The sequence below is a fragment of the Pseudomonas sp. BF-R-26 genome, assembly GCF_019947395.1.
GTDB classification, from domain to species: domain Bacteria; phylum Pseudomonadota; class Gammaproteobacteria; order Pseudomonadales; family Pseudomonadaceae; genus Aquipseudomonas; species Aquipseudomonas farris.
Genome location: NZ_JAGYGK010000002.1, coordinates 65,256 through 86,536 on the forward strand (window position 1 = coordinate 65,256; position 21,281 = coordinate 86,536).

At 59.0% G+C, this 21,281-nt stretch carries 21 protein-coding genes; 10 read left to right on the forward strand and 11 right to left on the reverse strand.

Going from position 1 to position 21,281, the window contains the following annotated elements; all coding sequences use genetic code 11:
- Nucleotides 1–264: 264 nt before the first annotated feature.
- The gene (gene dusA, locus KGB18_RS02500) at nucleotides 265–1,260 is read left to right on the forward strand and encodes a tRNA dihydrouridine(20/20a) synthase DusA (protein WP_223569340.1); all 996 of its coding nucleotides are present in this window, start codon (nucleotides 265–267) and stop codon (nucleotides 1,258–1,260) included.
- Between the two features lie 178 nt (nucleotides 1,261–1,438).
- Nucleotides 1,439–2,365, forward strand: a complete 927-nt coding sequence (gene tal / locus KGB18_RS02505) for a transaldolase (RefSeq protein WP_123720897.1) — start codon at nucleotides 1,439–1,441, stop codon at nucleotides 2,363–2,365.
- A gap of 226 nt (nucleotides 2,366–2,591) precedes the next feature.
- On the opposite strand, the gene rssC is transcribed toward tal, so the two are convergent.
- Together rssC and rssB are read right to left on the reverse strand one after the other, a co-directional pair.
- Nucleotides 2,592–3,074, reverse strand: coding sequence for an anti-sigma factor antagonist RssC (gene rssC, locus KGB18_RS02510; RefSeq protein ID WP_007935262.1), 483 nt, complete (start codon nucleotides 3,072–3,074; stop codon nucleotides 2,592–2,594).
- The gene (gene rssB / locus KGB18_RS02515) at nucleotides 3,074–4,255 is read right to left on the reverse strand and encodes a two-component system response regulator RssB (RefSeq protein ID WP_038979995.1); all 1,182 of its coding nucleotides are present in this window, start codon (nucleotides 4,253–4,255) and stop codon (nucleotides 3,074–3,076) included. Before rssB ends, rssC begins: the two co-directional genes overlap by 1 nt.
- Nucleotides 4,256–4,532: 277 nt before the next feature.
- Between rssB and KGB18_RS02520 the strand changes: the two genes are divergently transcribed.
- Nucleotides 4,533–4,832 (forward strand): PilZ domain-containing protein, encoded by a 300-nt coding sequence (locus tag KGB18_RS02520; RefSeq protein WP_123720896.1) that lies wholly within the window; start codon nucleotides 4,533–4,535, stop codon nucleotides 4,830–4,832.
- Between the two features lie 68 nt (nucleotides 4,833–4,900).
- Here KGB18_RS02520 and KGB18_RS02525 read toward each other — a convergent pair whose 3' ends face one another.
- On the reverse strand, nucleotides 4,901–5,590 hold the full coding sequence (locus tag KGB18_RS02525; protein ID WP_123720895.1) for a VacJ family lipoprotein: 690 nt from the start codon (nucleotides 5,588–5,590) through the stop codon (nucleotides 4,901–4,903).
- A gap of 200 nt (nucleotides 5,591–5,790) precedes the next feature.
- Between KGB18_RS02525 and KGB18_RS02530 the strand changes: the two genes are divergently transcribed.
- Together KGB18_RS02530 and KGB18_RS02535 are read left to right on the forward strand one after the other, a co-directional pair.
- The gene (locus KGB18_RS02530) at nucleotides 5,791–6,411 is read left to right on the forward strand and encodes an HAD family phosphatase (RefSeq protein WP_123720894.1); all 621 of its coding nucleotides are present in this window, start codon (nucleotides 5,791–5,793) and stop codon (nucleotides 6,409–6,411) included.
- A 126-nt stretch (nucleotides 6,412–6,537) separates the two neighbouring features.
- Entirely contained in the window at nucleotides 6,538–6,801 is a 264-nt protein-coding gene (locus KGB18_RS02535; protein WP_123720893.1) for a DUF4404 family protein, read from the forward strand.
- A gap of 83 nt (nucleotides 6,802–6,884) precedes the next feature.
- Here KGB18_RS02535 and queF read toward each other — a convergent pair whose 3' ends face one another.
- On the reverse strand, nucleotides 6,885–7,715 hold the full coding sequence (gene queF, locus KGB18_RS02540; RefSeq protein ID WP_052965477.1) for an NADPH-dependent 7-cyano-7-deazaguanine reductase QueF: 831 nt from the start codon (nucleotides 7,713–7,715) through the stop codon (nucleotides 6,885–6,887).
- A 61-nt stretch (nucleotides 7,716–7,776) separates the two neighbouring features.
- The gene (locus KGB18_RS02545; RefSeq protein ID WP_123720891.1) at nucleotides 7,777–8,304 is read right to left on the reverse strand and encodes a plastocyanin/azurin family copper-binding protein; all 528 of its coding nucleotides are present in this window, start codon (nucleotides 8,302–8,304) and stop codon (nucleotides 7,777–7,779) included.
- A 154-nt stretch (nucleotides 8,305–8,458) separates the two neighbouring features.
- Here KGB18_RS02545 and KGB18_RS02550 point away from each other — a divergent pair, with 154 nt between their 5' ends.
- Both KGB18_RS02550 and KGB18_RS02555 read left to right on the forward strand, forming a co-directional pair.
- Entirely contained in the window at nucleotides 8,459–9,139 is a 681-nt protein-coding gene (locus tag KGB18_RS02550; protein ID WP_123720890.1) for a heavy metal response regulator transcription factor, read from the forward strand.
- The gene (locus KGB18_RS02555) at nucleotides 9,139–10,488 is read left to right on the forward strand and encodes a heavy metal sensor histidine kinase (protein ID WP_123720889.1); all 1,350 of its coding nucleotides are present in this window, start codon (nucleotides 9,139–9,141) and stop codon (nucleotides 10,486–10,488) included. Before KGB18_RS02550 ends, KGB18_RS02555 begins: the two co-directional genes overlap by 1 nt.
- A gap of 119 nt (nucleotides 10,489–10,607) precedes the next feature.
- On the opposite strand, the gene KGB18_RS02560 is transcribed toward KGB18_RS02555, so the two are convergent.
- The 3 genes from KGB18_RS02560 to KGB18_RS02570 all read right to left on the reverse strand — a co-directional run bounded on the left by KGB18_RS02560 (nucleotide 10,608) and on the right by KGB18_RS02570 (nucleotide 13,859).
- Nucleotides 10,608–11,852: a lipoprotein-releasing ABC transporter permease subunit gene (locus KGB18_RS02560; protein ID WP_123720888.1), complete on the reverse strand. Its 1,245-nt coding sequence runs from the start codon at nucleotides 11,850–11,852 to the stop codon at nucleotides 10,608–10,610.
- 65 nt (nucleotides 11,853–11,917) lie between these two features.
- Nucleotides 11,918–12,601 (reverse strand): lipoprotein-releasing ABC transporter ATP-binding protein LolD, encoded by a 684-nt coding sequence (lolD, locus tag KGB18_RS02565; RefSeq protein ID WP_020700644.1) that lies wholly within the window; start codon nucleotides 12,599–12,601, stop codon nucleotides 11,918–11,920.
- A 7-nt stretch (nucleotides 12,602–12,608) separates the two neighbouring features.
- Nucleotides 12,609–13,859: a lipoprotein-releasing ABC transporter permease subunit gene (locus tag KGB18_RS02570; protein ID WP_223569341.1), complete on the reverse strand. Its 1,251-nt coding sequence runs from the start codon at nucleotides 13,857–13,859 to the stop codon at nucleotides 12,609–12,611.
- A 94-nt stretch (nucleotides 13,860–13,953) separates the two neighbouring features.
- Between KGB18_RS02570 and KGB18_RS02575 the strand changes: the two genes are divergently transcribed.
- Nucleotides 13,954–14,535 (forward strand): PilZ domain-containing protein, encoded by a 582-nt coding sequence (locus KGB18_RS02575; RefSeq protein ID WP_123720886.1) that lies wholly within the window; start codon nucleotides 13,954–13,956, stop codon nucleotides 14,533–14,535.
- Between the two features lie 14 nt (nucleotides 14,536–14,549).
- Nucleotides 14,550–15,272 (forward strand): glycerophosphodiester phosphodiesterase, encoded by a 723-nt coding sequence (locus tag KGB18_RS02580; protein WP_223569342.1) that lies wholly within the window; start codon nucleotides 14,550–14,552, stop codon nucleotides 15,270–15,272.
- A gap of 42 nt (nucleotides 15,273–15,314) precedes the next feature.
- On the opposite strand, the gene sthA is transcribed toward KGB18_RS02580, so the two are convergent.
- Entirely contained in the window at nucleotides 15,315–16,709 is a 1,395-nt protein-coding gene (gene sthA, locus KGB18_RS02585) for a Si-specific NAD(P)(+) transhydrogenase (RefSeq protein WP_030128406.1), read from the reverse strand.
- A 206-nt stretch (nucleotides 16,710–16,915) separates the two neighbouring features.
- Entirely contained in the window at nucleotides 16,916–17,965 is a 1,050-nt protein-coding gene (locus KGB18_RS02590; RefSeq protein WP_223569436.1) for an FAD:protein FMN transferase, read from the reverse strand.
- Between the two features lie 134 nt (nucleotides 17,966–18,099).
- Between KGB18_RS02590 and KGB18_RS02595 the strand changes: the two genes are divergently transcribed.
- Nucleotides 18,100–19,398: an MFS transporter gene (locus KGB18_RS02595; RefSeq protein WP_223569343.1), complete on the forward strand. Its 1,299-nt coding sequence runs from the start codon at nucleotides 18,100–18,102 to the stop codon at nucleotides 19,396–19,398.
- 195 nt (nucleotides 19,399–19,593) lie between these two features.
- Here KGB18_RS02595 and KGB18_RS02600 read toward each other — a convergent pair whose 3' ends face one another.
- Nucleotides 19,594–21,057 (reverse strand): glyceraldehyde-3-phosphate dehydrogenase, encoded by a 1,464-nt coding sequence (locus KGB18_RS02600; protein ID WP_223569344.1) that lies wholly within the window; start codon nucleotides 21,055–21,057, stop codon nucleotides 19,594–19,596.
- Nucleotides 21,058–21,281 lie beyond the last annotated feature (224 nt).

Sequence of the window (21,281 nt, forward strand, 5' to 3'; positions counted from 1 at the left end):
ACGGCTCCTCGTTGCAAGTCCCTTCGCTTTGGCGCCTGTGCCGACTATACAAAGATCCAAAGCTATTTACCAATGACCATACGGGGAAAGAGGAATGGAAAGAAAAATCGGGGCACACAGTTAGCCGGTCTCGTGCCAAGTCGCTCAATCCCTCCCGTTCCTGTGCTCACTCTCTCAACTACCTCAGCAAGACTCACCTGAGCTCCGCAAGCCCAATCCTGATAAACTCCCCACCTCCCAGCCTCACCCATTCCAGAAACGCCAATGCCCTTAATCACCGCCACACCCGCCCCGCTCTCCCGCCGCTTCTCCGTCGCCCCGATGATGGATTGGACAGACCGCCACTGCCGTTTCTTCCTACGCCTACTATCCAAGCACGCCCTCCTCTACACCGAAATGGTCACCACCGGCGCGCTCCTTAACGGCGACCACGACCGCTTCCTGCGTCACAACGAAGCCGAGCACCCAATCGCCCTGCAACTCGGCGGCAGTGTCCCGCTGGACCTGGCCGCCTGCGCACGCATGGCCCAGGAGCACGGTTACGACGAGGTGAATTTGAATGTCGGCTGCCCGAGTGATCGGGTGCAGAACAATATGATCGGCGCGTGCCTGATGGGGCATCCGCAGTTGGTGGCTGATTGTGTGAAGGCGATGCGAGACGCGGTGTCGATTCCGGTGACAGTGAAGCATCGGATCGGGATTAATGGGCGGGACAGTTACGAGCAGTTGTGTGATTTCGTCGGAACGGTTCGGGATGCCGGGTGCACGAGTTTTACGGTGCATGCGCGGATTGCGATTCTGGAGGGGTTGTCGCCGAAGGAGAACCGCGACATTCCGCCTCTGCGCTATGACGTGGCGGCGCGGTTGAAGACGGATTTTCCGGAGCTGGAGATTATTCTCAACGGCGGGATAAAGACGTTGGAGGCTTGTCACGAGCATTTGCAGACGTTCGACGGCGTGATGCTGGGCCGTGAGGCGTATCACAATCCTTATGTGATGGCTGAGGTGGATCAGCAGCTGTTCGGCAGCAAGGCACCGGTGATCAGCCGGGCCGAGGCGCTGGCGCAGTTGCGGCCTTATATTGCCGAGCATCTGCTGGCGGGTGGATCGATGCACCATATCACCCGGCATGTGCTGGGGCTGGGCACCGGGTTTCCGGGGGCGCGGAAATTTCGGCAGTTATTGTCGGTGGATATTCATAAGGCCAAAGAGCCTTTGGCGTTGCTGGATCAGGCCGCGGAGTTGTTGGAGGGGCGTTAACGGTCACCTGCGTTGAACCTGTCCCCCATTTCAGCATCGTATCTACCGATACCACGCCCCGCCTTTCAAACATCCGTTTTCAGGTTGTTGCCGCTGGGGCCATCGATACACGTACGCGCCCTTGAGTGGCTGCAAGCGCTCGGGTAATGTCATTAGACCCATAGGACAGAGCACGCCCATGACTTCCAAGCTGGAACAACTCAAACAAATGACCACCGTGGTTGCCGACACCGGCGACTTCGAAGCAATCGCTCGCGTTAAACCCGTGGACGCTACCACCAACCCTTCCCTGCTGCTCAAAGCGGCGGCCATTCCCGCTTATGCCGAGTTGCTGAACGCTTGCGTTCACGACTGCAAGGGCGATGTGGGCCTGGCCAGCGATCGTTTCGGCGTTGCGGTAGGGCAAGAAATTCTGAAGGTTGTACCGGGTCGTATTTCCACCGAAGTGGATGCGCGCCTGTCGTTCGACACTGACGCCGTATTGAAGCGTGCGCACCGTCTGATCGACCTGTACGACAAGGCCGGCGTTGGCCGTGATCGTGTGCTGATCAAGATCGCTTCGACCTGGGAAGGCATTCGCGCTGCCGAGAAGCTGGAAAAGGAAGGCATTCAGTGCAACCTGACACTGCTGTTCTCCTTCGCTCAGGCTGCCGCTTGTGCCGATGCCGGGGTGTTTCTGATTTCGCCGTTCGTGGGCCGCATCTACGACTGGTACAAGAAAGCCACCGGTAACGACTACACCGGCGCGGATGATCCGGGCGTGCAGTCGGTGACGCGTATCTACAACTACTACAAGGCCAATGACTACAAGACTGTGGTGATGGGCGCGAGCTTCCGTAATCTGAATCAGATTGAGCAGTTGGCTGGGTGTGATCGTCTGACCATCAGCCCGGATCTGCTGGAGAAGCTGGCGGTGGACACTGGCAAGCTGGAGCGCAAATTGGCGCCCGGGCATGCTGGTGAAGCGCGCCTGAGCTTGAATGAAGCGCAGTTCCGTTGGTTGTCCAACGAGGATGCGATGGCGACCGAGAAGCTGGCTGAGGGGATTCGGCAGTTTGCTCGGGATCAGGAGAAGCTTGAGGCGTTGTTGCAGGCCAAGCTGTGATCTAGCTCGCAGCGATGCAAAAAGGGCGAACCTTAGCGGGTTCGCCCTTTTTTGTGTGCGTTTGGTAGTGGGGATTGGGTTGGCTTCGCGCTGGTGCCCGCGGTGGATGTGCGGACGCCTTCGCGGGCAAGCCCGCTCCCAAAGGGATTTATGGTATGGCTGAGATCAGTGTGGGAGCGAGCCTGCTCGCGATGGGGCCAGAGCGGCCCTCCATCACTTCAAAGGATCAATGCCGCTCCAGCGCATTCACCAGGTCATGGAACGCTTCACGGTTGGAGTCGTTCAGACCCATGAGGATTTTGTGCGCTTCGAGGACTTTGATTCGTACCACTTCTTCGGACTGGTCCTGGTCTGGCAGGTCGGTCAGGCATTCAGGGCATGGGATCGGGCGGTCAACGATGTTGAACACTTGCTCGAAGCCCATGGACTGCAGCAGACGGGTGATGTCTTCGTGGGTGGTGACGACGGTCGGCAGCAGGCCGACCTTTTGCCGAGACAGGATCGACAGTTTGGCCAGCAGGCCCAAGGTGGTGCTGTCGATGCTGCGGGTTTCGGTCAGGTCGATCACGATGGCGTTGAAATTCAACGCAGTGAAGATCCGCTCAATAGTCGCATCCAACGCCGAACACAGGGTCAGGCGAACTTCACCGACGAACTTCAGGACGAAGGTGCCGTCCTGCTCGGCGAACTGGATTCTACCGGTACTCATTAAAGATTCCTGCTCAACACCAACAGGGCGATATCATCCGGCATCTCCCCTAGCGTGGCCAATCCAAAAACCTGGCGCAGACCATCCAGGCTGCCGCCCGCTGCCTTCACCCGTTGAGGCAAAGCAGCTTCTTTATCTTTGAGTGTGGGTTCTGGCAAAAGGTCCAAAATGCCATCAGACATCAGCGTCAAGCTGAACACTGGCGGCAATTCCAGTACGTGGTCTTCGTAGGTGGCTTCATTGAAGAGGCCCACCGGCAGACCGCGCCCTTCCAGGTAACGAACACTGTCTGGCGTGTACAACACAGGCAACGGCAGATGACCGCCGATGCTATAGGTCAACAAACCGGTCTCCTCGTCGATGACTCCACCGACCATTGTGACGTGTTTACCCAGCTTACAACTGATCAGGCCCCGGTTGATATGACCAAGAACCTCTGAAGGCTTGAACTCCGGCAATGTGCCGTTGCGCTTGGATTCGAACAGCAAGCGCGTGGTCATGAACTTCAGCAACACGGTAACGAAGGCTGAAGAGGCGCCATGACCGGAAACGTCCGCCAGGTAAAACGCTACCCGACGCTCATCGACCCGAAAGTAATCGACGAAATCGCCCGAAAGGTACAGCGACGGAATGATCTGGTGCGCAAACTGGAACTCGTCGATGCTCCAGGGGCTGACCGGCAGCATGTTCATCTGCACCTGGCGACCGGCGTTCTGGTCTTCCTGGAGCAGGTTCAGGCTGGCTTCGAGCTCGCGGTTGGCCTTTTCCAGCTTCTCGCGGTAGCGCTGGTTTTCCAGCAGCAGGCGCGCACGATCCAGGGCCCGGCGCACGGAGTGCTCGAGCACGGCCAGATCTTCGAGAGGCTTGATCAGGTAGTCCGCCGCGCCCAGGCGCAGGGCCTCGACCGCGTCGTTCATCACGCCGGCGCCCGACACCACGATTACCGGTGTTTGCGGCGACAGCTCGGTGACCTGGCGAATGAGTTCGAGTCCGCCCATCTGCGGCATGCGCAGATCGCAGATGACCAAATCGGGCTTGTCTTGCTCGAATACCTGAAGACCCTGCTGGCCATTGCTGGCCTGCAGGACACTGAAACCACTGTCTTCCAAGTAGGCCGCGAGGCTCGCGCGCACTACTTCGTCATCATCGATTATCAGCAGCGTGGCACTGGTTTTTGGCATGTGGGCAAACGGCGCCAGAATTAGGTTGGCGTAGCAGGCTGGGCATTTGGCCCTGCTCACACTACTGGATTCGCTTTCTAGCCTCTCTGGCTGCACTGTTTTCGAGCGTTTGCCCTACTCACAAGTCCACCAAAGGTGCCCTTCTAAGGCGCAGACGGTACTCCCATCCGCGAGGCGTTTCAAGCTCACGCCGATGGTCGCTTGACGTCTTTACTTGTCAAATCACCGAGAGTTATAAGAACAGGCAAAACCGTAACCCAAAGGAAGGATCGAGCCCATGAGCCAAACTGATCGGGACTACAGCGAAAAGCGCGATTTCATCCGCATGCGGGTCGATGCCGATGTGGCGCTGATTCATGAGGGCGATGAGGTGCCAGCCGTCTGCATCGACCTTTCCAGCAGCGGTATGCAGGTTGAGGCGCCCCGCTTATTCAAGGTCGGTGACCGGCTCAGTGTGCGGATTGATTCCGATCACGCGGCGCTAAAAGGCCTTGAGGCCGATACCGAAGTGGTGTGGGTGAAAGCACAGGACGGTGGCAGTCAGAAACTCGGGCTTACAATCCTGAAGATGAAATAACCCGATTTAACCCGTAAGCCAAACGAAAGAAGGCGGCCAAATGGCCGCCTTCGTTTTACCGGTCGAGATTAAAAATCGTCTTCGACCTGGCCGTCCTTGACCTTGAATTCGCGGTTCTGCAGGTATGCATTGCGAATGAAGGTGTATTTGTCGCCGCTGATCAACTTCTCGGCCGACAACAGGCTGGCGCGGGCGTCGACGATGTTCAGGCCAAAGATCGAGTTACGCACCGGCACGTCGTGAATGTAGCGGTATGGGCCGGTATAGCCGTCGACATATTTGGAAGGCGCATCACGCAAGGTGCTTGGGCCCAGGAACGGCAGCATTACGTATGGACCGCTGCCCACGCCCCAGTAACCGAGGGTCTGGCCGAAGTCTTCATCGTTGCGATGCAGGCCCATCTGAGTGCCCACGTCGAAGAAGCCCAGCAGGCCGAAGGTGGTGTTGAAGATCAAGCGCGCGGTGTCGACGCCTGCCGCGGCGGGTTTGACCTGCAACACGTCGTTGGCGAGGTTGGTCACGTCGCCGACATTGCGGAACATGTTGTGGATGCCATCTTCCAGAAACTGCGGCGTGACGAATTGATAGCCCTGAGCCAATGGCTTCAGTGCGTAAGTGTCGACAAAATCGTTGAACTTGTAGATCGGGCGGTTAATGCTTTCCCAAGGATCTTCTTCCGTGGCAGCCTGAGCCGCAAACGGAACCAGCAATACACTGGCACACATACAAAGCTGAGCGAGTCGATTGCTCCAGCGCATAGAGAAACTCCTTGGATTGTACTGACGCGGGCGCTTGGCCCAGTCGCAAAGACCGCTAGTATATGATGGATAACACGGTTTAGGCAGCATCGTGCGCGATGGCCTGCGACTGACTGTTCCTGGCTGGGAGCGATTCACATCAGTGTCACTCAACTGTCACCGTCCACGAATAGCCTTGTTACTATTTCAAGGATGTTGACATGCCACGCGCCGAAACCTCGCCTCTCATCGCACCCAGCCTGACCGCTGTACTGTTCGGCCTCAGTGGATGTCTGGTGGATTTCGGCGCACGCACTCGCCAAGCCGGCACACTGACTGCCGAGCATGCCGAAGTCACGCTCGGCGCTCTGGATAGCCTGTCCAGCTTGCAGCGCCAACAGATTCCTTGCGCCTGGCTCGATGAACTGTCCCCCGCCCTCAGCCACTCTCTGGCCGCGGCACTCCCGGACTGGATCAAACCTTCGCAACACCCGGCAACAATCAATCCATGGCCGGCCCCGAACGCCTGCTGGCAAGCGTTGATGGCGTTGAATGTCGAACGTCTGGACGGTTGCGTGCTGGTCAGCGGCGAACCGCGTCTTCTGCAATCGGGCCTGAATGCCGGTTTGTGGACCATTGGCCTGGCGTCCTGCGGCTCGCTGTGCGGGCTGGCCCCCAGCGAATGGCAGGCCTTGAGTCAAAAGGAACGGGAACACTTGCGCGGCAAGGCGACAATGCAGTTGTTCGGCCTGGGCGTGCATTCGGTGATCGATCATCTGGGCGAACTCGACACCTGCCTGGCCGATATCAGCCTGCGCCGGCTCAAGGGCGAAAAGCCCTGATCGCCGCCTCACACCTATGAAGGCATGCAGGTTGCGCGCGAGTGGATTAATCTAAAGGTCAAGCCATAGACCTTTGGCATGCTGCTGCGGTCTATGCCAGTGCCTATCGATAAAAGGAAGAACGCCATGCCTGCCCGCGAACTGCAAGAACAGCTCAACAAACTGCGCGAGCAATTGGAACAGAATCCACCGCTGACCGAAGCCGAGCGCGAAGACCTGCACACGCTGATGCAACAGATCGAACTTGAGCTTGAACTCGAAACCAAAACCCAGGACACCAACCTCGCCGACAATGTGAACCTGGCCGTCGAGCGCTTCGAACTTGAACACCCAACCCTTGCTGGCACCTTGCGCAACATCGTGCAAGCCTTGGGCAACATGGGGATCTGAACCCGCCAGATGCAAAAAGCCCCGCTATCGATAGCGGGGCTTTTTAATGTCTGCGACCTGAAATGCAATCCCTTGTGGAAGCTTTACTGACGGACCAAGCGATGGTTCGGCAGTTGCACGTCTTCGGTGCTGCGATACGGGTTGATGTCCAACCCGCCGCGACGCACATACCGTGCATACACCGTCAGTTTCTCTGGTTTCAGCAACCGTTGCAGGTCGAGGAAAATCCGCTCCACACACTGCTCATGGAAGTCCGAGTGCTGGCGGAAGCTCACGATGTATTCCAGCAAACTCGCATGGTCCAGCGCCGCGCCACGATATTCCACCGCTACGCTGCCCCAATCCGGCTGGCTGGTGACCGGGCAGTTGGATTTGAGCAAATGGCTGTGCACGCTCTCTTCAATAATGAGCGACTCATCGCACCGCAGCAGTTCCGGGCGCGGGTGCTCATAGTTGCTGACGCTGATGTCCAGGTCATCGATGCACACACCCGGCAACGCCACGACGCCTTCTGCCTCAACATCTTTCAAGCTGCGAATCCGCACGCCCACCGGTTTGCCGGCAGCGGCCGAGAGGTCTTTCGCCAGTGTCGCCTCAAGGCTTGCGGTATCGGCAAACGCTGTTTGGTTCAGCGAGTTGAGGTACAGCTTGAACGACTTCGATTCGATGATATTCGGCGAATCCGCCGGAATGCTGAATTCGCCAATCGCCACCACAGGCTTGCCGGATGGCAACAGCCACGACAGTTCGAAGCAGTTCCAGAAGTCCACGCCCTTGTACGGCAAGGTTTCAGCCGTCAGGCCCAGCTCCGCCCATTTCGCGGTACGCGGGATCGGGAACAGCAAGGACGGAGTGTAGGTGGCGATGTATTCGCTGGATTTGCCCAGCGGCGAATGTTCGGCTGCGGGATGCATGGCGGAAACCTGACTAAAGAATCAGCGGATTCTACCAGCCTTTGCTCCCGCCTTTGAGTGCTTACTGACTGACTGTCAGTTTGCCGACCATACCGGCCTGATAGTGGCCGGGGATATTGCAGGCAAATTCCAGATTGGTGGCCTTGGTGAAGGTCCAGGTCAGCTCGGCGGTTTTACCCGGTTCCACCAGCACGCTGTTCGGGTCATCGTGTTTCATCCCATGCCCTTCGGAAGAATGGCCCATGGAGCCGTGGTCCATTGCCTTCAGCCCTGTAGGCATCAGCATGCCGCTTTGCTGCATCTGGAGCATTTCCTGCTGGTGCCGGGCATGCATCGCCATGTCGCCGAGGTTGAATTCGTGCAGCAACTGGCCTTTATTCACCAGTACAAAACGCACGGTTTCCCCGGCCTTGATATCGATTGCCTTGGAAGTGAAGGACATGTCGCCCATCACCACTTCAATGCTGCGGGTAGCCTTGGTCGCCGCCGCCGGTTGACCGAAGTCATAGGAATGCGCGGGTGAAGCCTCAAGCCCCAGGCTCAGAGTCAGCAAGCAAGCAGCCAGTACCAGACGATTTTGCAAAAACATAGTCGCGCTCCAACAAGATAAGGTTCAGCTTGTGGGAAACTCTAAGCTGCGGGTACTGCCAACCACCTGACAGACAAATTACAACTTTGTCAGGTTGGCCTGCATCGCCGCCGCCCACGGTATAACGCACCCGTTCCAACTGCCCGAGTCGCCCATGAAACTGCTGATTGTCGAAGACCAACCGAAAACTGGCCATTACCTGCGTCAGGGCCTGACCGAGGCCGGGTTCACCACCGAACTGGCGGCAGACGGCAACACCGGCCAGCAACTGGCGTTGAGCGGCGATTACGCCTTGTTGATTCTCGATGTGATGCTGCCTGGTCGCGATGGCTGGCAGATTCTGCAAGCGGTGCGCGGCGCTGGCCTGGACACTCCGGTACTGTTTCTTACAGCCCGAGACGCAGTGGAGGACAGAGTGCACGGCCTGGAGCTGGGTGCCGACGACTATCTGGTCAAACCGTTCGCCTTCTCCGAACTGCTGGCGCGGGTTCGCAGTCTGCTGCGTCGCGGCAACGCCACGCCTCAGGAAACCAGCCTGCAACTTGCCGATTTGCGCCTGGATCTGATCCGCCGCCGGGTCGAGCGCAACGGTCAGCGCATCGACCTGACCGCCAAGGAGTTCGCCCTGCTGGAAATGCTCCTGCGGCGACAAGGCGAAGTTCTGCCCAAGTCGCTGATCGCTTCCCAGGTGTGGGACATGAATTTCGACAGCGACACCAATGTTATCGAAGTGGCGATCCGCCGCTTGCGCCTGAAGATCGACGATGACTTCCCGAACAAGTTGATCCACACCGTGCGCGGCATGGGTTATGTCCTTGAAGAGCGCCCTGCCTGATGCGCCGACTCTCACTAAGCAATCGTCTGGCGCTGCTGTTCGCAGCTTGCACTGCCGTGGTGTCGTTGTTCGCCGGGGTGTTGTTCAGCCGCGCCAGCGAGGCGCACTTTATCGAGTTGGACCAGCAGTTGCTGGATGGCAAACTGATTGGTTTGCGCCGGGCGCTGGATGACATTCAGTCCAGCGAAAGCGAGACCAGGCTGGCCGATGAATTGAGCCGACAAGCCGATCTTTCGCTGCGCATCATCGGCAGTGACGGCCAACGGTTGTACGACAGCTCGGAGCGTTTACCCAAAGACTTGCCGCGCCAGTTGGGCCTATCGACGGTAAGCGATGACGGCACCGACTATCGCGTCCTGAATGCACCGCTGTTCCTCGACAAACCCGATTCACCGCAACTGACCCTGCTGCTGGACATCACCCATCACCAGCACTTTCTGCAGCGCATGCAGCACCTGATTTGGCTGACGGTCGGTTTGTCGGCGCTGGCCACCGCCCTACTCGGTGCCTGGGCCGCGCGCAGTGGTTTGCGCCCGCTGCGACGCATGAGTGCGGTCGCCAGCGGTGTTTCGGCGCAATCGCTCAACGCGCGCCTGCCGGAAGCAGACATGCCGCCAGAACTCGCGGAAATGGCCCACAGTTTCAACGCCATGCTCGGACGCCTCGACGACTCTTTTCAGCGGCTTTCGGCGTTCTCCGCCGACATCGCCCATGAACTGCGCACACCGCTGTCGAACCTGCTGACCCACACCCAGGTCACCCTCACCCGCCCTCGCCCAATCGAGGATTACCGCGAAGCGCTGCACAGCAACCTCGAAGAACTGCAATGGATGGCGCAACTGGTCAACGACATGTTGTACCTGGCCAAGGCTGACCACGGCTTGCTGATGCCCAAGCGCGAAGCGCTGGAACTGGCGGAAGAAGCCGATGTGCTGCTGGAGTTTTTTGCGCCGCTGGCCGAGGACGCTCAGGTGAAGTTGAGTCGTGACGGCAGCGCGAGCATGCAGGGCGACCGCAGCATGTTGCGTCGGGCGCTGTCCAATTTGCTGGACAATGCGTTGCGGTTTACCCCGGTCGGTGGCCAGGTGCGGGTGAAGATTGTCGAGCAGCCGACAGGCTTGAGCCTGACTGTCGAAAACAGTGGTGAAGGGATTTCTGAAGATTTGTTGCCGCGTTTGTTTGACCGCTTCTACCGGGCAGACCCGGCGCGTCGTGAAGGCAGCAGCGAGCATGCGGGGTTGGGATTGGCGATTACCCAGTCAATCATCCGCGCCCATGGCGGGCAGATTCGTTGCGAATCGGATAAGGGGTGGACGCGGTTTGTGATTGAGTTGCCAAAGGGGGATTGAGGGCAGCAGGTCTGGCCCCATCGCGGGCAAGCCCGCTCCCACAGTGACCGAGTTGAATCACAATGATGTGAACGACTCGAAACCCAGTGGGGGCTTGCCCGCGATAGCGATCTACAGGCTTACGAATACCGCAACGCAGTAGCTGGCTCGACTTTCGCCGCCCGCCACGCCGGATACACCGTCGCCAAAAAGCTCATGATGAAACCGGCGGAACAGATCAACAACACATCCGCGCCCTGCAGCTCCGACGGCAAGTTACTGACAAAGTACACATCGGAACTGAAGATGTGCTGCCCACTGACCCGCTCCATCCAGCCCACCAGTTCACTGACGTTCAGCGCTGCGATCACGCCCAGCACGCCGCCAATCAAGGTGCCGACAACCCCGATCACCGTGCCCTGCACCATGAAGATCGCCATGATCTGCCGAGGCGTCGCGCCGATGGTGCGCAGGATCGCGATGTCCGCGCCCTTGTCGTTCACCACCATGATCAGGGTGGCGATGATGTTGAACGCCGCCACCGCGACGATCATCAGCAATAGCAAGCCGATCATGGTTTTTTCCATCTTCATCGCGCTGAACAGACTGCCTTGGGTGTGGGTCCAGTCGTCAGCCTTGTAGGCGGCGCCCAAGCCGGTCGCGATGTCGCTCGACACTTGCGGCGCTGCGTACAGATCCTTCACCGCCAGGCGCACGCTCTGCACCTGATTCGGCTGCCAGTGCTGCATCTGCGCGGCATCGGCGAGGTGGATCAGCGCCATCGAGCCGTCCAGCTCGGCGCCAACCTTGAACACACCGACCACGTTCAGGCGCTGCATGCGCGGGGTAATCCCACCCGGTGCGCTGCTGATTTCCGGCACGATCAGGGTGATCTTGTCGCCGACATTCAAGCGAAAACGTCGCGCGGTGATCTCACCGACCACTACGCCGAACTCGCCCGGCTTCAAGGCATCGAGACGTCCCTGAACAATGTGCTTGGCAACGATCGAGACCTTGCCTTCCAGCGCCGGGTCGACACCGCTGACCTGGATCGGCTGCATCGTGCCCTTGTAGGACAGCATGCCTTCCATCTCGGTGAACGGCACCGCCGCCGTCACTTCAGGATTCTTCATCGCGGCGGCGGCCACCGGCTGCCAATCGTCGATAGGGTTCACGCCGACGATGGTCGCGTGGGGCACCATGCCGAGGATGCGCGAGCTCATTTCGCGCTGGAAGCCGTTCATCACCGACAACACCACGATCATCGCCAGCACGCCCAGGGCGAGGCCGATCATCGAGGTCATCGAGATGAAGGAAACAAAGCGATTGCGGCGCTTGGCGCGGGTATAGCGCGTGCCGATAAAGATCGATAACGGTCTGAACATTCGCTGGGGCACCGTATAAAAATAAAAGACCCGACGCACTGTTCAGTACGCCGGGTTTCGGTCAATCAGATGGGTGTCAGGTAACCTTCCTGCAAATGCAGGACGCGATCCATCTGGCGAGCCAGGTTCATATCGTGGGTCACCACCAGGAACGCGGTGCGCATCGAGGTGCTGAGTTCCAGCATCAAATCCTGAATGCCTTGGGCAGTATGGGAGTCGAGGTTGCCGGTCGGCTCGTCGAGCATCACCAGGCCTGGCTTGTTCACCAGGGCGCGGGCGATGGCCACACGCTGGCGTTCGCCACCGGACAATTCCGCCGGTTTGTGCTCCAGACGATGGCCCAGCCCTACCCGCTCCAGCAACGCCGTCGCACGCTGACGCGCTTCCGGGATCGCGGTTTTACCGATCAGCAACGGCATGCAGACGTTTTCCAGCGCGGTGAACTCAGGCAGCAAGTGGTGGAACTGGTAAACGAAACCCAGCGACCGATTGCGCAGCAGGCCACGGGCCTTTTCGTTCAGTGCCGAGAGCTCTTCACCGGCCAGCCAGACGCTGCCCTTGGTCGGCGTATCGAGGCCGCCCAGCAGGTTGAGCAAGGTACTTTTGCCCGAACCCGAGGTACCGACGATCGCCACGCGCTCACCTGGGTGCAACTCCAGTTGCAGTCCCGCCAGAACCTCTACCGATTCCGGGCCTTCCACGTAGGATTTGCCCAGGTTGCGGCAGCTCAAGATTGCTTTATCACTCATGCCCGACTCACTCATAACGTAGCGCCTCCGCAGGCTGGGTGCGCGCGGCACGCCAGGCTGGATACAGGGTGGCGAGGAAACTCAGAACCAACGCGGCGGCGCAGACCATCAATACGTCCTGACTCTGCACTTGCGACGGCAGGTAATCGATGAAATACACGTCGGCGTTCAGGAATTTATGGCCGATCAGCCCTTCAAGGGCCGAAATCGCGGCGCTGACGTTCAGCGCGGCGAAGATACCGACCACAGCGCCGATCAACGTACCGACCACGCCAATGACCGTGCCCTGGACCATGAAGATCGCCATGATTGAACCCGGCGTGGCGCCAAGGGTGCGCAGGATCGCGATGTCGCCCTTCTTGTCGTTCACCACCATCACCAGCGTGGAGATGATGTTGAACGCTGCAACAGCGACGATCAGCAGCAAGAGCAGGCCGATCATGGCTTTTTCCATGCGGATCGCTTGATACAGATTGCCGTGGGTGCGGGTCCAGTCGCGGGCGTAATACTTGTCTTCGCCAAGTTGCTGAGCGATGGTCCACGCCATGCGCGGTGCCTGGAACAGATCGTCGAACTTCAAGCGCAAGCCCTGGACCTGATCCGGCTTCCAGCGGTGCAGCTTCGCCAGATCCTGCAGATTGGTGATGCCCAGGTACCCGTCGATCTCACCGGCACCGACGTGGAAGATGCCGACCACGGTAAAGCGTTTCATCCGTGGGAACATCCCGGCCGGAGTCACGGTGACTTCCGGCGCAACAAATGTCAGCTTGTCGCCGACCGCCACGCCGAGTTTGGCCGCGGCCTTGTCGCCGATGACGATGCCGAAACTGCCCGGCGCCAGGTCGTCGAGTTTGCCCTGCTGCATGAAGTTATCAATGATCGACACCTGCCGTTCCTGCACAGGGTCGATGGCATTGAGCAGCACTTTGGAGACCTTGCCGTTGTTGGTCAGCAGGCCCTGCATCTGGACGAAGGGCGCAACCGCCGCCACCTGCGGGTTCTGCTTGACCTTGGCGGCCAGGCTTTGCCAGTCGCTGATCGGCTCACCGGACTCGATGGTCGCGTGGGGCACCATGCCCAGCACGCGGGTGCGCATCTCATGATCGAAGCCGTTCATGACCGACAGCACGACGATCATCACGACCACGCCAAGGGCAAGTCCGATCATCGAGGTCAGGGAAATGAACGACACAAAATGATTGCGACGCTTTGCACGGGTATAACGCGTGCCAATAAATACGAAGAGAGGTCTGAACATGTCGGGGCTTGTTCGGAGGGAAAAGGAACGTCCTTGTGGCGGGGGTCGATAACCAGCTTTACACTCAGACCACCGCCGCTACCATGGGTTCGCCATGTCGACATTAGATGAAGAAGATCGCCGCGAATACTACCGTATCGAGGACACGATCGCACTGGAAATTCGGCCCCTGTCTGCTCCCGAAGCCGCAGGCCAGGAAGTGTTGCAGGATGCTTCCCCTCTATTCAACCTGCTCAGCGAACTGCACCTGAGCGAATTCGAGTCGCAACACCTGCTGCGACAGATCAGCGAACGCGACCGGACCATCGCCGCGTTCCTGAAATCCCAGAACAAACGCATCGATCTGCTGAGCCAGGTGGTCGCCCTGACCGTGCTCGGACAGATCGGCGAACCGCAGCCGGTGATTATCTCCGAAGGGGGCATCGACTTTCAGTATCCGACGTCCATCGCCACCGGCGCGCACCTGTCGGTGAAACTGGTGCTGATGCCGCAAGCCCTTGGCCTGTTGCTGCGGGCTCGTGTCACCCATTGCGACCGCAAGGGCGACGGCTATGACATCGGCACCGAGTTCGAATACCTGTCCGATGCCCAGCGGCAATTGCTGGCCCGTTACATCTTGCAGCGACAGGCACAAGAACGACGCCTGGCCCGCGAACAAAACGAATCAGGCATTTAATTTAAGGAAGAACCGTGACTCTCATCTACGGCCATCGCGGCGCCAAGGGCGAAGCACCGGAAAACACCCTGACCAGCTTTCAGGAATGCCTCAAGCACGGCGTACGCCGCTGCGAACTGGACTTGCACCTGTCCAAGGATGGCGAGTTGATGGTGATCCACGACCCGACCCTCAAACGCACCACCGAGCGTCGCGGCAAAGTAGTCGAACATACCGCCGCGGAGCTGGTGACCTACGACGCGCGCAAGGGTGGCCCGGGCTGGATCAAACCCTGCCCGATTCCAACGCTGGAAGAATTGTTCGAGAAATGCGATTTCGAGCACTGGCAGCTGGAAGTCAAAAGCGCTTCTCGCACCCGTGCCGCGAGCACCGTGCTGGCGATTCGGGAAATGGCGCAGCGTTTCGATATACGGGACAAGATCACAATTACGTCGAGTTCACGCGAAGTATTGAAAGCCGCGCTGGACCTGGTGCCGGACGTGTCTCGCGGATTGGTGGCCGAGTACGCTTGGCTCGACCCGTTGAAGGTCGCGCAAAACTATGGCTGTGAGATGCTGGCGCTGAACTGGACCCTGTGTACGCCGGAACGCCTGCAGAAGGCGCAGCGTCAGGGGCTGCATGTGTCGGTGTGGACAGTCAACGAGCCCGCGCTGATGCGCAGACTCGCCGACTTCGGCGTTGACAGCCTGATTACAGACTTTCCCGGTTTGGCCACTGCCACGCTCGAGAATTGCTGAAATCGGTCTCCCCGGCCGGCTCAGGCCACCGGCCGGAGCCGCTCAAAAAAGCCGGTTGAGGCCATCGTACGCCGCTACCCGATAGGCTTCAGCCATGGTCGGGTAGTTGAACGTCGTGTTGACGAAGTACTTCAGGGTGTTCAGTTCACCCGGCTGGCTCATGATCGCCTGACCGATGTGCACGATCTCCGACGCCTGATAACCGAAGCAGTGAACGCCCAGCACTTCCAGGGTATCGCGATGGAACAGGATCTTCAGCATGCCTTGCGGCTCGCCGGCGATTTGCGCACGCGCCATGCCCTTGAAGAACGCCTTGCCCACTTCGTACGGCACTTTGGCCTGAGTCAGCTCCTGCTCGTTCTTGCCGATCGAGCTGATCTCCGGAATGGTGTAGATGCCGGTTGGCACGTCGTTGACGAAGCGCCAGCTGCCATTGTCGACAATGCTGCCAGCGGCCGAACGACCCTGGTCGTGGGCGGCACTGGCCAGGCTCGGCCAGCCGATCACGTCACCGGCACCGTAAATATTCGGCACGCAGGTGCGGTAGTTTTCATCGACTTCGATCTGGCCACGGCTGTTGACCTTCACGCCGATATTTTCCAGACCCAGCTGATCAGTGTTGCCGGTACGGCCGTTGCACCAGAGCAAGGCATCAGCCTTGATCTTCTTGCCGGACTTCAGGTGCAGGATCACGCCGTTGTCCACGCCTTCGACGCGGTCGTAGTCTTCGTTGTGGCGAACCGTGATGTTGTTGTTGCTAAAGTGGTAGCTCAGCGCCTGGGAAATTTCCGAGTCGAGGAAGCTCAGCAACTGGCCGCGGTTATCCACCAGCTCCACCAGCACACCCAGACCACTGAAGATCGAGGCGTATTCGCAACCGATCACGCCAGCGCCGTAAACGATGAGTTTGCGCGGGGTGTGGCCGAGGCTGAGGATGGTGTCGCTATCGTAGATACGCGGGTGATGGAAATCGATGTCCGCCGGGCGATAAGGACGCGAGCCGGTGGCGATGATGATGTGCTTGGCCACCAGTTTTTCAACCACGCCGTTAGCGCAGACCACTTCGATGGTTTGCTCGTCAGCGAAGCTGCCGGTGCCGAAGAACACGTCGACGCGGTTACGGGCGTAGTAGCCGGTGCGCGAGGCGACTTGTTTGGAGATGACTTTTTCGGCGCTTTTCAAAACGTCCGGGAACGAGAACCAGCGCGGCTCACCAATCGCCCGGAACATCGGGTTGGTGTTGAACTGCATGATCTGCCGGACCGAGTGACGCAAGGCCTTGGACGGGATGGTGCCCAGATGGGTGCAGTTGCCGCCGACCTGGCGACGACTATCGACCATCGCCACCTTGCGTCCTGCTTTGGCGGCATTCATTGCCGCGCCTTCTCCCGCCGGGCCGGAACCCAACACCACCACGTCGTAGTTGTAGACAGCCATGCATACTCCTCAGAACAGGCCGCGGCGCCCTCGGCACCTGCGGCTAAATCACGCCGATCTGCGGCGTGAAGGAACAATTTGGGGCCAGTGCAGAACCCGGACACAGTCTATAGAAGCGTCAACGCCGGGCACATTAACCCTTGGTCGCGTCGTAGGCTAGTTTTGCCTGCACTACAACGCCATCAAAAATGCTTTTGAGACCGCAATCACTTGGTTTTCTCACCCGCCAGGCGCTCAAAAGCCTGATTGGTGCGTGTGACGAAACCTGTATCAGCACGAATTACAAAGAATGCACCAATGTCATGGGTTTCGGCATAGTCCCAACCCCGTTCAGGACCGAGAATCAGCAACAGCGTCGATAGGCCATCGGCCATTAACGCTGAAGGATGAATCACTGTGACTGACGCCAGGGTGTGTAGGACCGGCGCGCCGGTGCGGGCATCGAAGGTGTGGGAATAGCGCTGACCGTTCTGCTGAAAATAATTGCGGTAGTCGCCGGACGTGGACACAGCGTAGCCGTCGACGGCGATGATTTTTTGCGCGATTTGCTGATCGTCCCGAGGCTCTTCTAACGCGATGCGCCAAGGTGAACCGTCGAGCTTTTTACCGGCAGCCTTGAGTTCACCGGTGACCTCCGCCAGGTAGTTGTGGATGCCCTGCTCTTCAAGCTTTGCGGCAATCGTGTCGACCGCGTAACCGGCAGCGATGCTGTTGAAGTCGATCTCAACCGCAGCGTCCTTGCACAACTGATCACCGTCGATGCGCAAGTGGCTGTGGCCGACGCGTTGCTGAATCTCGGCAAGCGCTTCGGCGCTCGGGACTTTTTCCTCACGCGCCTGCGGACCGAATCCCCATAGGTTGAGCAGCGGCTCCACCGTCAAGTCGAAGGAGCCGTCGCTTTGGGATGACAACTGCTCGCCCACACGGATCAATTCGAGCACAGGGCCAGGCATGACCTGACAGCGGCCGGCCGGCAGTGCATTGAAGCGCACGGTGTCCGAGTCGCTGCGATAGGTCGAGAATTGTCGATCCACTTCGGCGAGGATATTTTCTACTTCGGCCTGCACCGCTTTCGGCCCGAGCGCGGAGGAATGTCTTACGTATTGGATGGAATAACGACTGCCCATGGTCGGGCCGTCGAATCGTTCCAGGCTGTCGCCGTTGCCACAACCGGACAAGATGCCGGCCAGAACCACAAGTCCACTCCACCGTCCAGTTAACAAATCTTCATCTCCCCTCAAAACCGCGCCCGCCATTATGGGCCTCAGAGCGCATGAGAGCGAGGTCTGCCAGCGCCCGTCAGTCAAACGCAAAACCTGTGGGAGCGAGTCTGCTCGCTCCCACAGGCGCAGCGTTTTCAAACAAGATTTACCAGCGTGAGTACCTACAAATGTCTTCCAATACGAGCAACGGCAAAGCAATTTTTCGCGTCGTCAGCGGAAACTTCCTGGAGATGTTCGACTTCATGGTCTATGGCTTTTACGCCACGGCCATCGCTAAAACCTTCTTCCCTGCCGACAGCGCTTTCGCTTCCCTGATGCTGTCTTTGGCCACTTTCGGGGCCGGCTTCCTGATGCGTCCGTTGGGAGCGATTTTCCTCGGGGCTTACATCGACCGTCATGGCCGCCGCAAAGGCCTGATCATCACATTGGCAATGATGGCCGCCGGCACAATATTGATTGCCTGCGTGCCGGGTTACGCGACGCTGGGTGTCGCGGCACCGCTGATCGTATTGCTCGGTCGACTGTTGCAAGGCTTCTCGGCGGGCGTGGAACTGGGCGGTGTGTCGGTGTACCTCGCCGAGATCTCCACACCAGGCCGCAAAGGCTTCTTCGTAAGTTGGCAGTCCGCCAGCCAGCAAGCCGCGGTGGTATTCGCCGGCCTGCTCGGCGTGGGCCTGAACCATTGGCTCAGCCCGGAAGAAATGGGTGAATGGGGCTGGCGCGTGCCGTTCCTGATCGGCTGCATGATCGTGCCGGTGATCTTCGTGATCCGCCGCTCGCTGGAAGAAACCCCGGAATTCCAGGCGCGCAAGCACCGCCCTACCCTGCAAGACATTGTCCGCTCGATTGGTCAGAACTTCGGCATCGTCCTCGCCGGCATGGCGCTGGTGGTGATGACTACAGTGTCGTTCTACCTGATCACCGCCTACACCCCGACCTTCGGCAAAGCCGAACTGCATCTGTCGGATCTGGATACGTTGCTCGTGACCGTGTGCATTGGCCTGTCGAATTTCTTCTGGCTGCCGGTAATGGGTTCTGTGTCTGACAGGATCGGGCGCAAACCCCTGCTGTTGGCGGCGACGATTCTGGCGATCCTCACGGCCTATCCAGCGCTGTCATGGCTGGTGGCGAACCCGAGCTTCAGCCATCTGCTGATCGTCGAGTTGTGGCTGTCGTTCCTGTATGGCTCGTACAACGGCGCCATGGTGGTGGCCCTGACCGAGATCATGCCGGTGGAAGTTCGCACGACCGGTTTCTCCCTTGCCTACAGCCTGGCGACCGCGACCTTTGGTGGTTTCACACCGGCGGCCTGCACGTATCTGATCCATGTGCTGGACAACAAGGCGGCGCCGGGGATATGGCTCAGTGGTGCGGCGGTGCTAGGGTTAATCGCAACCCTCGTATTGTTCCGTGGCAATCGGCATGAATTGCGGACTGCGCAAGCCGCTGTGGTCGGCGGCGCCTGATAAATCGCCATCGCGGGCAAGCCCGCTCCCACAGGGTTCTGCGGCGCTCCCACCATTGCGAAACCACCACCAAAACATGTGGGAGCGGGCTTGCCCGCGATGAGGCCCGCATAAACAACACCCTCCAACCGGCCTATCACCCACAAACAAAAACGCCCCGACCAAAGTCGGGGCGTTTTCATGTGCGGCTAAGGCTTAGCGCGGGAACGCTGGCGGGTTTACACCGGCCATGTCTTCCATCACGCGGACTACCTGGCAGCTGTAACCGAACTCGTTGTCGTACCAGACGTACAGAACAACGCGGTTGTCCTGAACGATGGTCGCTTCAGCGTCCACAACGCCTGCGTGGCGCGAGCCAACGAAGTCGGTGGAAACCACTTCCTGCGAATTGACGTAGTCGATTTGCTTGTGCAGATCGGAGTGCAGCGCCATGTAGCGCAGGTACTCGTTCATCTCTTCACGGGTGGCGGCTTTCTCAAGGTTCAGGTTGAGAATGGCCATCGACACGTTCGGCGTCGGAACACGGATCGCGTTACCGGTCAGCTTGCCGGCCAGCTCAGGCAGCGCCTTGGCAGCAGCGGTGGCAGCACCAGTCTCGGTGATGACCATGTTCAGCGCGGCGCTACGGCCACGGCGATCACCCTTGTGGAAGTTGTCGATCAGGTTCTGGTCGTTGGTGTACGAGTGAACAGTTTCGACGTGACCGTTGATGATGCCGAACTTGTCATTCACAGCCTTCAGCACCGGCACAATGGCGTTGGTAGTGCAGGAAGCGGCGGACACGATCTTGTCGTCAGCAGTGATTTCACCGTGGTTGATGCCGTGAACGATGTTCTTCAGCTTGCCTTTGCCAGGCGCGGTCAGAACAACGCGATCGATACCCGGGCAGGCCAGGTGCTGGCCCAAGCCCTCGGCGTCACGCCATACACCGGTGTTGTCCACCAGCAGCGCATTTTTGATGCCGTACTGGGTGTAGTCCACTTCAGTCGGGTTCTTCGCGTAGATAACCTGGATCAGGTTGCCGTTGGCGGTGATGGTGTTGTTGGCTTCATCAATGGTGATGGTGCCATTGAACGAACCGTGCACCGAGTCGCGACGCAGCAGGCTGGCACGTTTGACCAGATCGTTCTCGGCGCCCTTGCGGACAACGATGGCGCGCAGACGCAGGCCGTCGCCACCACCGGTTTTCTCGATCAGGATGCGCGCCAGCAGACGACCGATACGACCGAAGCCATACAGGACAACGTCGGTGCCGGTACGGCCGGAACCATTCTGCTTGCCGACCACATCGGCCAGTTCGTCACGGACGAACGCTTCGGCGGTACGGCCATTACCTTCGGCTTTGAATTTGACAGCCAGCTTGCCCAGATCTACCGAAGCAGCGCCGAGCTTGAGCTCGCTCATTGCCTTGAGCAGCGGGAATGTTTCGTGGACGGACAATTCGCTGTCATCGGACTGGCGATGGCGAGCAAAGCGGTGAGCTTTGAGAATCGCGATGACAGACTGGTTGATCAGACTGCGGCCATAGATCGAGCTCACCACGTTGTTATTGCGGTAGAGCTGACCGATAAGCGGAATCATCGCTTCTGCGAGTGCTTCACGGTCGATCCATTCACCAAGACACTGGTCGGGCTTCTGAGTCACGGTAACCTTCCACATGTAGGGGCAGAAAAAAGGGGCTACATTATGCCGCCGAGTGCCTTCCGTAGCAATGCGCGCCTGTCGCACAGGCGGTAACAAAATCCTGTTCAAAAAAATTACGCCCCGCTCCAGCCCAGTAAAACCGGGGCTTTCAGCATCGTCAAATTTTTGGAGGCATCGCCACCTTGTCCGTAACCATCCGTAACACGCGTTCGTTTTGCCACTACATAATCAGTAATTTT

What these genes read in the sequence shown, in the direction of transcription:
- KGB18_RS02560 (WP_123720888.1), bottom strand. Translation starts at nt 11,852, where the DNA reads ATGTTCAGACCGTTATCGATCTTTATCGGCACGCGCTATACCCGCGCC.
- KGB18_RS02550 (WP_123720890.1), top strand. Translation starts at nt 8,459, where the DNA reads ATGAAACTGCTGATTGTCGAAGACCAACCGAAAACTGGCCATTACCTG.
- rssB (WP_038979995.1), bottom strand. Translation starts at nt 4,255, where the DNA reads ATGCCAAAAACCAGTGCCACGCTGCTGATAATCGATGATGACGAAGTA.
- KGB18_RS02600 (WP_223569344.1), bottom strand. Translation starts at nt 21,057, where the DNA reads ATGTGGAAGGTTACCGTGACTCAGAAGCCCGACCAGTGTCTTGGTGAA.
- KGB18_RS02575 (WP_123720886.1), top strand. Translation starts at nt 13,954, where the DNA reads ATGTCGACATTAGATGAAGAAGATCGCCGCGAATACTACCGTATCGAG.
- sthA (WP_030128406.1), bottom strand. Translation starts at nt 16,709, where the DNA reads ATGGCTGTCTACAACTACGACGTGGTGGTGTTGGGTTCCGGCCCGGCG.
- KGB18_RS02545 (WP_123720891.1), bottom strand. Translation starts at nt 8,304, where the DNA reads ATGTTTTTGCAAAATCGTCTGGTACTGGCTGCTTGCTTGCTGACTCTG.
- KGB18_RS02595 (WP_223569343.1), top strand. Translation starts at nt 18,100, where the DNA reads ATGTCTTCCAATACGAGCAACGGCAAAGCAATTTTTCGCGTCGTCAGC.
- lolD (WP_020700644.1), bottom strand. Translation starts at nt 12,601, where the DNA reads ATGAGTGATAAAGCAATCTTGAGCTGCCGCAACCTGGGCAAATCCTAC.
- KGB18_RS02590 (WP_223569436.1), bottom strand. Translation starts at nt 17,965, where the DNA reads ATGGCGGGCGCGGTTTTGAGGGGAGATGAAGATTTGTTAACTGGACGG.
- KGB18_RS02530 (WP_123720894.1), top strand. Translation starts at nt 5,791, where the DNA reads ATGCCACGCGCCGAAACCTCGCCTCTCATCGCACCCAGCCTGACCGCT.
- KGB18_RS02555 (WP_123720889.1), top strand. Translation starts at nt 9,139, where the DNA reads ATGCGCCGACTCTCACTAAGCAATCGTCTGGCGCTGCTGTTCGCAGCT.
- KGB18_RS02535 (WP_123720893.1), top strand. Translation starts at nt 6,538, where the DNA reads ATGCCTGCCCGCGAACTGCAAGAACAGCTCAACAAACTGCGCGAGCAA.
- rssC (WP_007935262.1), bottom strand. Translation starts at nt 3,074, where the DNA reads ATGAGTACCGGTAGAATCCAGTTCGCCGAGCAGGACGGCACCTTCGTC.
- KGB18_RS02570 (WP_223569341.1), bottom strand. Translation starts at nt 13,859, where the DNA reads ATGTTCAGACCTCTCTTCGTATTTATTGGCACGCGTTATACCCGTGCA.
- queF (WP_052965477.1), bottom strand. Translation starts at nt 7,715, where the DNA reads ATGCATCCCGCAGCCGAACATTCGCCGCTGGGCAAATCCAGCGAATAC.
- tal (WP_123720897.1), top strand. Translation starts at nt 1,439, where the DNA reads ATGACTTCCAAGCTGGAACAACTCAAACAAATGACCACCGTGGTTGCC.
- dusA (WP_223569340.1), top strand. Translation starts at nt 265, where the DNA reads ATGCCCTTAATCACCGCCACACCCGCCCCGCTCTCCCGCCGCTTCTCC.
- KGB18_RS02525 (WP_123720895.1), bottom strand. Translation starts at nt 5,590, where the DNA reads ATGCGCTGGAGCAATCGACTCGCTCAGCTTTGTATGTGTGCCAGTGTA.
- KGB18_RS02520 (WP_123720896.1), top strand. Translation starts at nt 4,533, where the DNA reads ATGAGCCAAACTGATCGGGACTACAGCGAAAAGCGCGATTTCATCCGC.